Source organism: Streptomyces sp. NPDC053048 (assembly GCF_044547045.1).
In the GTDB taxonomy this organism is placed as follows: Bacteria; Actinomycetota; Actinomycetes; order Streptomycetales; family Streptomycetaceae; genus Streptomyces.
Map to the genome: position 1 here is coordinate 344,955 of NZ_JBITZS010000005.1, position 12,367 is coordinate 357,321.

At 71.6% G+C, this 12,367-nt stretch carries 13 protein-coding genes; 3 read left to right on the top strand and 10 right to left on the bottom strand.

Going from position 1 to position 12,367, the window contains the following annotated elements:
* Window positions 1-99: 99 nt before the first annotated feature.
* The 3 genes from ACIG36_RS15495 to ACIG36_RS15505 all read right to left on the bottom strand — a co-directional run bounded on the left by ACIG36_RS15495 (window position 100) and on the right by ACIG36_RS15505 (window position 3,015).
* The gene (locus ACIG36_RS15495) at window positions 100-765 is read right to left on the bottom strand and encodes a class I SAM-dependent methyltransferase (RefSeq protein ID WP_399927050.1); all 666 of its coding nucleotides are present in this window, start codon (window positions 763-765) and stop codon (window positions 100-102) included.
* A gap of 49 nt (window positions 766-814) precedes the next feature.
* On the bottom strand, window positions 815-1,732 hold the full coding sequence (locus ACIG36_RS15500) for a LysR family transcriptional regulator (protein WP_399927621.1): 918 nt from the start codon (window positions 1,730-1,732) through the stop codon (window positions 815-817).
* A 200-nt stretch (window positions 1,733-1,932) separates the two neighbouring features.
* Window positions 1,933-3,015: a hypothetical protein gene (locus tag ACIG36_RS15505; RefSeq protein ID WP_399927052.1), complete on the bottom strand. Its 1,083-nt coding sequence runs from the start codon at window positions 3,013-3,015 to the stop codon at window positions 1,933-1,935.
* Between the two features lie 237 nt (window positions 3,016-3,252).
* Here ACIG36_RS15505 and ACIG36_RS15510 point away from each other — a divergent pair, with 237 nt between their 5' ends.
* A complete protein-coding gene (locus ACIG36_RS15510; protein WP_399927054.1) occupies window positions 3,253-3,579 on the top strand; it encodes a hypothetical protein in 327 nt (108 codons plus the stop codon).
* Here the strand turns inward: ACIG36_RS15510 and ACIG36_RS15515 are convergent.
* The 6 genes from ACIG36_RS15515 to ACIG36_RS15540 form a co-directional block, all read right to left on the bottom strand.
* Window positions 3,572-4,108, bottom strand: a complete 537-nt coding sequence (locus ACIG36_RS15515; RefSeq protein ID WP_399927056.1) for a S26 family signal peptidase — start codon at window positions 4,106-4,108, stop codon at window positions 3,572-3,574. The genes ACIG36_RS15510 and ACIG36_RS15515 overlap by 8 nt on opposite strands.
* Window positions 4,105-5,952 (bottom strand): ABC transporter ATP-binding protein, encoded by a 1,848-nt coding sequence (locus ACIG36_RS15520; RefSeq protein WP_399927058.1) that lies wholly within the window; start codon window positions 5,950-5,952, stop codon window positions 4,105-4,107. The genes ACIG36_RS15515 and ACIG36_RS15520 overlap by 4 nt, the downstream gene beginning before the upstream one ends.
* Before the next feature lie 191 nt (window positions 5,953-6,143).
* The gene (locus tag ACIG36_RS15525) at window positions 6,144-6,704 is read right to left on the bottom strand and encodes a hypothetical protein (RefSeq protein WP_399927060.1); all 561 of its coding nucleotides are present in this window, start codon (window positions 6,702-6,704) and stop codon (window positions 6,144-6,146) included.
* A 19-nt stretch (window positions 6,705-6,723) separates the two neighbouring features.
* Entirely contained in the window at window positions 6,724-7,266 is a 543-nt protein-coding gene (locus ACIG36_RS15530; protein WP_399927062.1) for a MauE/DoxX family redox-associated membrane protein, read from the bottom strand.
* Window positions 7,267-7,409: 143 nt separating this feature from the next.
* On the bottom strand, window positions 7,410-7,607 hold the full coding sequence (locus tag ACIG36_RS15535; RefSeq protein ID WP_362256771.1) for a hypothetical protein: 198 nt from the start codon (window positions 7,605-7,607) through the stop codon (window positions 7,410-7,412).
* A gap of 878 nt (window positions 7,608-8,485) precedes the next feature.
* Window positions 8,486-8,872 carry a DUF488 domain-containing protein gene (locus tag ACIG36_RS15540; protein ID WP_399927065.1) on the bottom strand — a complete coding sequence of 129 codons (387 nt, stop codon included), beginning with the start codon at window positions 8,870-8,872 and terminating at the stop codon, window positions 8,486-8,488.
* Between the two features lie 177 nt (window positions 8,873-9,049).
* Between ACIG36_RS15540 and ACIG36_RS15545 the strand changes: the two genes are divergently transcribed.
* Window positions 9,050-10,009: a D-2-hydroxyacid dehydrogenase family protein gene (locus ACIG36_RS15545; protein ID WP_399927067.1), complete on the top strand. Its 960-nt coding sequence runs from the start codon at window positions 9,050-9,052 to the stop codon at window positions 10,007-10,009.
* Window positions 10,010-10,324: 315 nt separating this feature from the next.
* On the opposite strand, the gene ACIG36_RS15550 is transcribed toward ACIG36_RS15545, so the two are convergent.
* Window positions 10,325-11,038, bottom strand: coding sequence for a VIT family protein (locus ACIG36_RS15550; RefSeq protein WP_399927069.1), 714 nt, complete (start codon window positions 11,036-11,038; stop codon window positions 10,325-10,327).
* 173 nt (window positions 11,039-11,211) lie between these two features.
* Between ACIG36_RS15550 and ACIG36_RS15555 the strand changes: the two genes are divergently transcribed.
* Window positions 11,212-12,348 (top strand): ABC transporter substrate-binding protein, encoded by a 1,137-nt coding sequence (locus ACIG36_RS15555; RefSeq protein WP_399927071.1) that lies wholly within the window; start codon window positions 11,212-11,214, stop codon window positions 12,346-12,348.
* Window positions 12,349-12,367: the final 19 nt, after the last annotated feature.

Below are 12,367 nucleotides of genomic sequence, written 5' to 3' on the forward strand. Positions count from 1 at the left end.
TCACCACCGTGCGCCGGTGACGGCGGACGCTGTGAATTCGGCACGCAAAAGGCGGGTCGAATTATCTGACAACATTCAGAATCGGTGAGGGGTCGGGGGTCATCGGGGCAAAGTCTGGGTGACACGCCACAGGCGGCGGGGCAGGTCACCCTCCTCGAAGGCGTGCACCTCGTCGAGGGTCCAGCCGTCGGCCAGGGCGTCGACCAGCTCGCGGGGGAAGAAGTGGACGGCGAAGCCGCCGTGTTCGAAGATGTCGTCACCGTGCGCGGTACCGGCGCCGTAGTGGGCGTCTCCGGTGTGCCGCACGGTGTAGACGAAGGTGCCGCCCGGCCGCAGGACACGGCGGACCTCACCGACCAGGGCGTGGATCTCCTCCGTGGACAGAGCCATGCACAGCAGCATGTGCGCGAACACGGCGTCGACCGAGTCGGCCGGCAGTGGCAACGGCTCGCGCACGTCGTGCACCGTGGTGGTGACCCGCTCGGCGACGCCCAGTTCGCGGGCGGCGTACTGGAGTTGCTGGAGGCCGACGGAACTGAGGTCGAGAGCCTGGACGGTGAAGCCCTCGCGGGCGAGGAACACCGTGTCCCGGCCCTGCCCGGCGCCGAGCTCCAGCACGTCCCTGGCTCCGGCCGTACGGAAGACGCCGGCGGCATGGACGGCCGGGGCGGAGGGTTCCTCGCCGTACATCCCCGGGTGGGCGGTGTAGGTGTGCTGCCAGTGCTCGCGCTGGGCGTCGGCCAGCTCCCGCTCGTGCCCCGCCATGCCGTGCGTCCCTTCTTCGTCCCGGTCGGCGCCGGGCCTCGCCGCCAGCCTAGAGGCCGCCGGTCAGGGACGGAGCCTCGAGATCCGCGACCGCTCGGCGCAGGGCCTTGCGGCAGGCCTCGATGGCGGGGTGGCGGCTGCTTCCGACACGTACCGCTGTGATGATCTTGCGTGCGTCGAGGCCCTGAGGCAGCGGGTGGAGCACGACAGCCGGGGTGCGGCCGCTCCGGACCAGGTCGGGGAGGAAGGCCATGGCGTGACCATGCTCGACCAGGCGGGCGTGGAAGAGGAGGTCGGCGGACTCGAACCGTATGTCGGGCTCGAAGCCGGCCGTACGGCACAGCGTCAGGGCCCAGCGCCGGGAGGCGCTGCCCTCGGGCTCCATGACCCAGGGGCGGTCACGGAGATCGGCCAGGCGCACCTCTCCGCCCTCGCCGGGCGGGGTGGCCAGGCGCAGTGGGTCCTGGTGGAGTTCCTCGAGTTCCAGGCCCGGCGGACGGGGGTCGGGGTTGCCGGGGTACTCCTCGGTCACGACGAGGTCGAAGTCGTGTGCGAGCAGGGCGGGGAGTGCCTGTTCGGGCTCGGCCTGGACAAGATGGACCCGCAGCCCCGGGTGGGCCTCGCGCAGCAAGGTCAGCAGGTGCGGCGCCAGGGCGAACGCGGCGCTCTGATAGCAGGCGATGCGCAGGATGCCGGTGAGGCCGGTCAGCGAGGCGGCGATGTCCGCCTCCGCCCGCTCGAGCCGTTCCAGGACGGCTTCGGTGTGCCCGACGAGGATCTCGGCCTGCGGCGTCAGCCGCACGCGGCGCCCCACGGGTTCCAGGAGCGGGACGCCGGCCTGCGCCTCGAGCTGCGAGAGCTGCTGGGAGACGGACGAGGGGCTGTACGACAGCGCGGCGGCGACGGCCGCGAGCGTGCCGCGGTGCTTGAGTTCGCGCAACAACCGCAGCTTGTGCAGATCGAACACCACGCCGCCCCCGCCCTGCCGGTACGCCAATCGTTCGGATTTCATGATGAATATAGGACAGAAAGATCCACTGGACCGAGCGCGGGGGGACGCCGCACAGTAGTGACGTGATCGACGAACCCCTTCCCAGGTGGTGCGCACGACATGTCGCCGGGCTTCCCACACCCGTACGGGGGTTGGGTGTGGGACACCTCTCGTGGCTACGGATTCTCCTGCAGCGTCAGGCCGTAGTAGTCGACGTGATAGTCCCCGACCTGCTGTGCGTGATCCGTCAGGCTGAGGTCCTTCGGGGAGGAGACGCCCAGGTCGCGCAGGGTGTCGATCATCATCCGGGCCAGCCGGGAACCGTCCACCTCGCCGATGCCGAAGTCCCCCGAGTGGTAGGGGGTTTCGAGCCAGTGGTCCAGGGCGGCCGGGCGGGTGGTGTGCGGGATCCAGCCGAAGGACGTCGGGTCGGTTATGCCCTCCCCGAGCCGCTCCGGGTCGTAGACGATCTCCAGTCGTTCGCCGCAGAGGAGGTTGAACAGGATCGGGCCGTATGTGCCGGGCACCAGCGCGTGGAAGCCGAAGTCCAAGGTGATGCCCAGGGCGTGGGTCTCGGCCGGGAGGGTGTGGAGGAAGTCGCCCAGGGTGTGGGAGAAGACGTCCCAGTCGTCGGTGCGCCAGCGGCCCGGGAAACCCAGGCCCGCGTTCGCGGGGTCGCGGCGGGATCCGAAGAACCCTCCTACGGCGTAGTGCTCGCCGTGTCCCTGCCGCCAGAACCAGTTCTCCACCGGATCGGTCGGCTGCAGCAGCAGCTCGGGGCCGTGCTCGCCGGCGTGCAGCTCGAGCGTGTTCTCGCGCTCACGCCAGCGCAGGAACGGACTGCCCCACGACGGGGCCGAGTCGTAGAACGGCCCGGGATCGCCGTACGCGCCCATGATCGGGGCGGGTCCGAACTCCTTCGTCAGCGCCTCGGCGACCGACCGGAACGCCGCGGCCTTCCCCGCGGCCCCGCCCTCCGGCAGCGCGACGGGCACATACAGCCCCACGTACTCCTCGCCACCGTGCACATAGTCCTTCTCGAAGCGGCCCGCCGGGCGCAGCCGGGGCGCCCACCGCGAGGACGCGTCCGGCCCCGAACCCGTGGCCGGCCGCGGTCCGGCGGCGGCACCGTCCCGCCACTGCGAGCCGAGGCCCTCGACCACCGCCCGCAGCGCCCGTCCGCTCCAGCCGCCGGTCTCCGCCTTCCTCAGCCGCCGCGCCAGCTCCACCACGCGCGCCTGGTCCCGGTCCCCCGTCATGCCCGAACTCCTCGTTTCGTTCCGTGCTTGTGCGAAGACCTTGTCATACGGCACTGACAACGGGCCTCGTACGCCTGCTCAGGGTGACCGGAGGACCGGGGGACGCTAGCCTCGACCCTGTCCGCGGGCTGACCAGCAGCACAGCGTGGAGCTGGACGAGAACGGCAACCAGGTGCATGTGCAGCACACGTTCACCTCGTCCTGCTCGCACTGCGCCGGTACGGGGAAGGGTTGAGCATGAACGGAACCGAAAGCGGCGCAGGCCCCTTCGGCCCGCTGAGGCCGGTGTTCACCTGCGTCATCTGCGGCTGCGCCTACCTACCGCCCAGGACGATGGCCTACCCGCACCCCGCTGCCCCCGCGTCACCCCTGCACTGCGGCGCCGGGCCCTGCCGCCGCGCGTGTGCCGACCTGCCCCGGCAACTCCGGGCCGTGATGACCAAGACGGCATGGGACCGGGCGCGGCCGTGGATGGACCGGGAGCTGTCGGCATTGCCGGAACGGGCACGCCGCCGCAGCGCGGGCCGGGCACGACCGGGCAGTGCCCGTTCCAGGCTCAGGTGAGGGCTCCACACGGCGGCGGGCCGAGATCACCGCGAGATACGGCACCCCGGACCGGTCTGGTCAGTCTGCGCATGACCGTGCCCAGGACGCGTTCCAGGGGAAAGTAGCCCACCTCTCGCGAGTCGTAGCTGATGCTGCTGTTGTCGCCGAGGAGCACCAGCCGGCCGGACGGTACACGGCCTTCCGGCGTGGTGGTCAGGGAGCGGACGTGGTGACGGGGTACGGGGTCGCCGGGGACGGCGGCCACGCGTTTGATCAGCCACGCGCGACCGTGGACGGCCGTGGCGCCCGCCCCGGGCGGGACGGGCGGGCCCGGCCAGGTTCCGCCGGGTGCCGGGTGCTCGGCCACGACCACCCGGCCCACGGCCGGCCGGAAACCCCGCCGGACCAGGACCCGGTCGCCGTCCTCGAACGCCGGGGACATGCTCGCCCCGCGGACCGTCACCACGACCAGTCCGCGCGTGAGCGCCAGCGTGCCGGCGGCGGCGAGCGCCGCGCCGGCCGCCGTCGCCAGGGCGGCGGCCCTCACAGGGGTTCCCCCGTGACCGCCACGCCGGCCCCGGGCCCCACGGCTCCCTCGGCCGAGCGGTAGCCGGCCGCCTGGAGGGCGAACAGGCGGGCGTAGCGGCCGTCGGAGGCGACGAGTTCCGCGTGCGGGCCCTGTTCCACGACGTGGCCGTCCTCGAGGACGGCGATGACGTCGGCGTCCCGTACGGCACCGAGACGGTGGGAGATGAGCAGGCTCGTTCGCTCGCCGCGATGGCGGCGCAGTGCCGTGTGGATCTCGTGCTCCGCCTCGGCGTCGAGACCGGCCGACGGCTCGTCGAGGATCATCAGGTCGCGCCGGTCCCTCAGGAACGCGCGGGCGAGCGCGAGTCGTTGCCGCTGGCCGCCGGAGAGGACCACTCCCGTCTCCGGGTCGTCCTTGTCCGACTCCATGAAGAACCTCCGTGAGAGCAGGGTGTCGTACCCGTAGGGCAGGTCGGCCAGCCGGGCGTGGATTCCCGCGCGCCGTGCGGCCGCCTCGACGCGCGGGCGGTCGGCGAGCGCCGTGAGGTCGCCGAGGGCGATGTTCTCCGCGGCCGTCATGTCGTAGTGCATGTAGTCCTGGAACACCGCGCCGATGCGCCGCCGCAGGTCGGCCGGGTCGACGGTGCGGATGTCCACGCCGTCCCACAGGACCGCGCCGCGCTCCGGGTCGTAGAAGCGGCACAGGAGTTTGACGAGGGTGGACTTGCCGGCGCCGTTGAGCCCGACGAGGGCCAGCACCCGCCCGTGTTCCAGACGGAGGTTCATCCCGCGCAGCACCCATGGGTGCTCCTCCGAGTAGCGGAACCATACATCCCGCAGCTCGATGCCCCGGGAGAGGGGCGGGAGGGGCAGGGGCTCGGCGGGCACGGGGAGGTCGGGGCCCGCCTTGGTGACGGTCAGATAGTGGTCGAACATCAGGAGTGCCTGGTGGGAGCGGGCCACCTCACTGGCTAGGGTGGTGAGCGCGCCCTGCGTTCCGGCAACGGCCGCCACGAACATCACCACGTCGCCGGCCGACAGGGTGCCGGAGTGCGCGGCGGACACCGCCCACAACAGCCCGCCGCCGGAGACGAGCGCGGCCATCAGTCCGAGCCCCGCCATGACGAGGGCCTCGCGCCGGTCCACCGTCCGTTTGGCGGCGTCGGCGGTGCGCCGGTCGGCGAGCATCCGCTCGCGCAGGAACGCGCCGATGCCGAAGAGCCGGATCTCCTTCGCGGCCTCCACACTGGACAGCAGTTCGCCGTAGAACATCTGCCGCCGCTCGACCGGACCGATCTCCCAGAGAACGCGCGCCTTCCGGCGTGCCATGGAGACCTCGGAAACCAACGTGGGCACGGCCGCCCCCAGGACCAGGGCGGTCATCCACGGGCTGAGCACGGACAGGGAGCCGAGGAATCCGCCGATGGTGACGGTGCCGCGGGCGATGCCGACGGCTCCGTCCACGGCCTGGTTGGGGGTGCCGCCGCCGGAGCCCTGGGCCAGCCGCAGCCGGTCCAGGAAACGCGGGTTCTCGAAGCGGCTCAGTCCGGCGAAGCCCTCGACCGCGCGGAAGAGCCGGTCGTCGGCCAGGAGCCCCACCCTCCGGTCGAGTTCGCGCCGCAGGTACTGGCTCCACTGCGGCGTCACGGCGAGGACGACGCCCGCTGCGGCGAGCCCGGCGCCCACGGCGACGAGGTCGGCGAGCGGGGCGCCGGACCCCAGCCCGTCCAGGAGCAGCTTGGTCAGCCAGGCGGTGATCACGGGGAGCCCGCCGGCGACCAGGGTGAGGACGAGGTAGAGCCCCACAGCACCGGGGGACGCGCTCACCACCAGCGCGGCAGCCGCGGTGATCCGCCGGGCCACGGCGGCGGGGCCGATCGTCCGCCCGGGGGCGAGATCGGCCGCGTCGGCTAGGGGGTTGCCGGACGCCGGGCCAGGACTGGGCCCCGGGCCCGGAGCCGGGCCTGGGTGAGGACTCGGCCCCGGGCCAGGCATCGGGTGGCCCTGAGCACGCTCCGGCTCGTCGCGCTCCCGGCATTCGCCGTCCTGCCCGCTCATGCCGCTACGACGGGCGCGTCCAGGTCGACATGGTTGCGCGCGATCACGGGCTGCCCGGCGGCGTCCGCCGTGACCTGGAGCAGGGTCGGGAAGCCGAAGACCTGGAACGCGTCGGTCACGGCGGTGTCGCTGCCCTCCTGTACCACCACGCGGGCGACCGGGGCGAGTTCGGCGACCTGCCCCTTCGCACGGTCGGCTGTGCCCACCACCACAGCCAGCACCCGCTCACGACCACCGGGCACGTTCCGGGCGTACTCCACGAACTTCGGCAGCATCTCGTGACACGGTCCGCAGTTGGGCGAGAAGAACGCCACGAGCGTGTCGCCGAAGAGCGATGCGCGGGTCAGCACCTCGCCGTCGGCGGAGACGGTGCTGAAGTCGCCGACCCGCTCCCCCACTTTGATGACGGGAGGTCTGCCGGGGGCCGCGCCGCCGTCGGCAACCTTGGTCAGCATCGCCGTGTGCTCCCGCAGCCTCTTGATCACCCCCAGCGTGAGGACCAGGTCCAGCGTGCAGAGCAGTCCCACCAGCACCACTGCCGCGATCAGGACGGGCATGGGGTCGTCTCCTCCGGGGTCATGGATTCGCAGGGATACGGGAGGTGCGGAACAGGTCGAGGATGTCGTCGAGCACGGCGACGAGGCCGCCCAGGAGCAGGCCGGTGAGCGCCGCCAGCACGGCCCCGCCCGGGGCGGTGGTGCCGCCCGCGGCCACGGCGAACGCGCCGGTGACCGCCATGGCCGCCAGCGCGAGGTTGCGTACGACGTGTCTCGGCCCGAGAGTGCTCGCCGAGGTTCCGAAACACCGGCAGGCTGTCCGCACACCCCGCCGCATGGTCAGCGCGATGCCGGCGGTGAACGCGGCGAGCAGCGCCGCCGCGAGCGCGAACCCGGCGATCGCGACCGCCGGCAGCGGCGTGACGAGCGCCGCGCACACGGCCGCCTCCGCGGTCACCACCCACCGAGCCACCGACCGGGCCGAGCGCGAGGGCACGATGCGCATGCCTTCCACCGAGGACACGAACCGGTCGAACGTCCCCCGCCCGGCCGTCTTGCCGACGGACGAGGCGAGGAACACCGCGCCGATCAGACAGCGGATGCCGAGCGCCAGGTATGCCACCGGTTCTCCTCCTCCGGCTGTCGCCGTGTCGTTCCCGTTCCGGTCGGGGGCGGTTGTCGCCGGTTGTCACGTCGTGGTGCCGTTCAACTCAACCGGCTAGCTGCGAGGCGGTGGTGCGGGTCTTCTCCGGGTGACCGGCGTCGTCAGCACTGGCAGACGATCGTCGGGCAGCCACGCGAGTTGCAGCAGGCCCAACAGGGGGCGTTGTAACCGCACTTCTCGCTGCACTGCCAGCAGGCAGGGTAGTTGCCGCAAGCGAGGATTTCGGCGGCTGCCGCGTCCACCTCGGGCACGAACTTCCCGAGCAGGCGGCTGCCCAGTTCCGTGAGCTTCGCGTACATCGACATGCTCCTCACTCGACCCGTCGTCGCGGGCCGGATCCGGGATCGATCGGTGCGGCCGGGCTTGCGCCCCGCTCACGGCGGTGAGTCTCATGGGGCCGGTGAACGACGGATAGTGCAGTTTCCGGTCGAGACGAGGCCGCGGGGCGTCGTGTGCGGCCTCGTGGGGCGTGGCGTGAAGCAGGTCTTGCCAGATGCCTCGTGCGTCGCGGGCGGCGCTCCGGGACGGGTCCGGGTCAACGGACGCGGCGGGCGGCGACGGGGGCACGTCCGTGCTCCACGCCCCTGCGGACCGGCTCGTTCCTCCGGCGGGGTGAAGCACCCCCTCCGGATGCGCCGGTGGGCGGGCACCCTGGCCAGGGTCGGTGCATGCCACCGATATCCGCCATGAGGGCGAGACGGACCAACGGCGGTACAACGCGTTCCGGCCTTCGCTTCCGCTCATGCGGACAGCGGACCGACGGGGTGGTTCCGCTTCAGTGTGGGGTGTGGTAGGCGCGGCGCCCAGGTCTCGTTCAGGACTTCGTCACCGGCCGCCGCCGGGTGCGGGCGATCCGTGGCCGCCCTCGCTTCGACGCTCCGGCGTCGTTCCTCGTATCCCGGGAGGACGCGGGCGTGGTTGCCATGCGCCGGTGAGGGGACGTCCGGCCCGGTATCGGGGCCGTGAGCCGCGTGCGCACGGAAGGGCACCGGCGGGCCCGCGGAAGTCGCATCGGGCGGACGCGACCCTGGTGACGTGGTGTTCCGGGGCAGGCGAGCGGTATGAGGCCATCGGGGCGTGCAGCGGCCGGTTCTGGTCGGTCGCGCCGACCTCTCCCGCTGAAGCAGCGGCGGCCGGCGTACGGGTCGTGCCGGCACAGACCGGTACACGGAGGCGGTCAGTCCCCCTCGAGTTCCCCCTTGAGGACGGTGGCGGCGCTGATGCCGACGTCCTTGGTGGCGGTCAGGAGGGTCAGCGGGCGCTGGCCGGTCAGGGAACGCAGATGCCGCAGGGCCTCGGCGTGCACCGGATCGTCGTGCAGTTCGCCGCGGTAACGCCTGCTGAACTCGGCGAATCTCGCGGGGTCGTGGCCGTACCACTTCCGCAGCTCCGTGGAGGGCGCGACGTCCTTGCACCATTCGTCGAGGGCGGCCTCCTCCTTGGTCAGTCCGCGCGGCCAGATTCGGTCGACGAGCACGCGGCGGCCGTCGGACGTGCCGGCCGGGTCGTAGACCCTGCGCACCCGCACGCCGGCGTGCCCCGCCTGAGCCCGCTTCGCCGTCATCGTCCGTACGCCTCGCTCCGTTGTCGACTCTCCGTCGTCGGCTCTCCGTCGTCGGCTCTCCGTCGTCCGCTCTCCATCGTCGGCCGGGCCGCGCTCTCACGCACCTGAAGGGGTGGCCTCGGTCGGCCGGGCGCGTGATCATGATGTTGGTACTGAGACCGATGAGGGGGAAGTGACATGAGAATGCGGTGCGCGGTGCTGGACGACTTCCAGCGGGTCGCGACCACGGCGGCCGACTGGTCGCCCATAGCCGGTGACGTCGAGGTGGTGTCGATGTCCGAGCACATCGCCGCGGAGGAGGACCTCGCGGCCGCGCTCGCGGACTTCGACATCGTGGTCACCCTGCGCGAGCGCGTGGCCTTCCCGGCCGGACTGTTCGCGCGGCTGCCGCGGCTGAAGCTGCTGGTGGCCTCCGGAATGCGTAACTCCGTCATTGATTTCGACGCCGCCCGCCGGCATGGCGTCACCGTGTGCGGAACTGCCAGCTCCGCCACGCCGCCCGTCGAGCTGACGTGGGCGCTGCTGCTGGGGCTCGCGCGCGGCATCGTTCACGAGTCCATGGCCCTGCGCGAGGGCGGGCCCTGGCAGTCGACGGTCGGCGCCGACCTGCATGGGCGGCGGCTCGGCCTGCTCGGGCTGGGGAAGATCGGCAGCCGGGTCGCCCAGGTCGGGCAGGCCTTCGGCATGGACGTCGTGGCGTGGAGCCCGAACCTGACACAGGAACGCACGGACGAGGTCGGCGTGACCCTGGCCGCCTCGAAGGAGGAGCTCCTGGCCACCAGCGACTTCGTCTCCGTCCACCTCGCGCTGGGCGACCGCAGCCGGGGACTGATCGGCGCCGCGGAGCTCGGCCTGATGCGGTCCACCGCCTTCCTCGTCAACACGTCGCGGGCGGCCATCGTCGACCAGGACGCCCTCCTCGCCGCCCTGCGCGCGGGGACCATCGCCGGCGCGGCCGTGGACGTCTTCGACGCCGAGCCGCTCCCCGCCGACCACCCGCTGCGCACCGCCCCGCGCCTCCTGGCGACGCCGCACCTGGGCTATGTGACCGCCGACAACTACCGGACGTACTACACGCAGGCGGTCGAGGACATCCAGGCGTTCCTCGCCGGCGCGCCCGTCCGGCGGCTCGGTTGACGGCCGGCACGACGACCGGTCAGGCCGGTCGCCCTCAGGGCGAGGTGCAGGCGCGGGCGGCATCCTTCGCCCCACAGAACAATTTCAGCCTCTCCTCTACCGCATGGCTGAATCCAGTGCCATCCTTTGGCCACAGGTGATCCCCAGCCTCCCCCAGGCAGGAACACCCCACCGGCCCCGCCCACGCGCCGCAGCATGGGCGGGGCCACGCCGCCCCCCTCCCGGCTCCCCACGGGAGGGCGACACGCAGCTCGAGGATCCGCGTCCACCATCCGCCGTCCGCCGTCCGCTGCCCCGCCGACCGAGGGCCCGGTATCAGACAGCCGAGCCCAGCATCCTGCCCACGGCAAAAGTCACCGCCATGGCCAGTGCCCCGCCGATCACATTGCGCAGCACCGCTGGGCCGGTCGTGGCACCGCCGAGCCGGGCGCCGACCCAACCGGTGAGGACGAGGGCGACGAGGACCGACACGACGGTGACCGGCAGACGCCAGCCGGCCGGCGGCAGCACGATGAGCAGCAAGGGCAGCAGGGCACCGGCCGTGAAGGAGAGGAAGCTGGCCACGGCCGCGGCCCAGGGGTTGGTGAGCTCGTCCGGGTCGATGCCGAGCTCCACTCTCGCATGGGCCCGCAAGGGGTCCTTGCTGCTGAGTTCGCGGGCGGCCGCGTATGCCACGGCGCGACTCAGGCCGCGCTGCTGCAGCACGGCGGTCAGCGCGTCCCGCCCCGCTCGAGGGTGATCGCGCAACTCCTTCTTCTCCAGCTCGAGCGCGGCCCGCTGCGCGTCGCGCTGGGCGCAGACCGATACGTACTCGCCCGCGGCCATCGACAGCGAGCCGGCCAGCAGTCCCGCCAGTCCGGCGGTCAGCAGGGTGCCGCGGTGCTCGGTGGCACCAGCGATACCGACGACGAGACCGGCGGTGGACACCACCCCGTCATTGGCGCCGAGGACGGCGGCGCGCAGCCAGTTGAGCCGACCCTCGGTGGCCTGGACGGACCCTCCACCGTGCGACGAGGCCTGATCACTCACCGGACAAGAATCGCTCGCGGGGCGCACGGGAGGCGCGTACGGCACGCCGGAGCGCCACCCGGGAGCTGTTTCTTGAAAATTAAACGACACCGGCCTAGGGTGACGACGGCGATATTCTTGAATCTTCAAGATTCACTGAATGTCCCCTCGCATCCCCTCATGAAGGAGTCGTCGTGAAGTCCACCCGGAAGGCCTGGGCCACAGCCGTCGCCCTCGGCGTGCTCGCCGCGAGCGGAGCCACCGTCGCCGCCGCCACCCCCTCCGCCCGCCCCGCGCCGCAGGGCGCGAGCGAGGACGAGCAGCTGCAGAAGCTGTACAAGGACGCCGTTGCCGAGGGCGGACGTCTGGTCGTCTACGCCGGCGGCGACAAGCCCGGCCAGGCCGACTACCTCAAGAACGCCTTCGTCAAGCAGTTCCCCAAGATGAAGGTCGACACCGTCGTCGACTTCAGCAAGAACCACGACGCGCGCCTCGACAACCAGATAGCCGAGCACAAGGTCGTCGCCGACGTCGTCCACCTCCAGACCCTCGACGACTTCCCGCGCTGGAAGAAGGAAGGGGCTCTCGAGAAGTACAAGCCGGTCGGCTGGAACAAGGTCTACGACAAGGTCAAGGACAAGGACGGCTACTACACGGGCCTGTACTTCATCGGCTTCGCCGACGTCACGGCCACCACGCTCGGCGACAACGCACCCGTCGAGGCCGAGGACTTCCTGAAGCCCGAGTTCAAGAACAAGCTCGTCTTCACGTACCCCAACGACGACGACGCCGTCCTGTACTACTTCAAGCAGCTCACCGACACGTACGGCTTCGACTACCTGCGGAAGCTGCTCGCCCAGAACCCCAAGTTCGTCCGCGGCACCGCCGACGCCTCCGGCCTGGTCGGCAAGGACGGCTACGTGGCGAACTTCGGCAGCTCGGGCAGCTCCAGCGGTCTGTCGAAGACGAGCATCCCGACGAAGTCGCCCTGGGTCGCGTGGCCGCAGACCGGCGCCATCCTCAAGCAGGCTCCGCACAAGGCCGCCGCCAAGCTGTACATGAGCTGGATCCTGTCGAAGCAGTACCAGCAGAACGCCTACGGCTGGAGCTCCCGCACCGACGTCGCCGCCCCGGCCGGCCGCAAGGGCATCTTCGACTACGAGAACATGAACCCGCTCGGCCTCGGCACGTTCATGAGCGACCGCGCCGCCCTCGACCGCTACAAGGCCCGCATCAACCTCTACGTCGGTGACGTCAAGGGCACGAACCCGGCCGACCCCGAAGGCAAGCTCGGCCTGTACCCCGTCGACCAGAACGGCACGCAGGGCTGATCGCAGCTGCTGGTGCGGG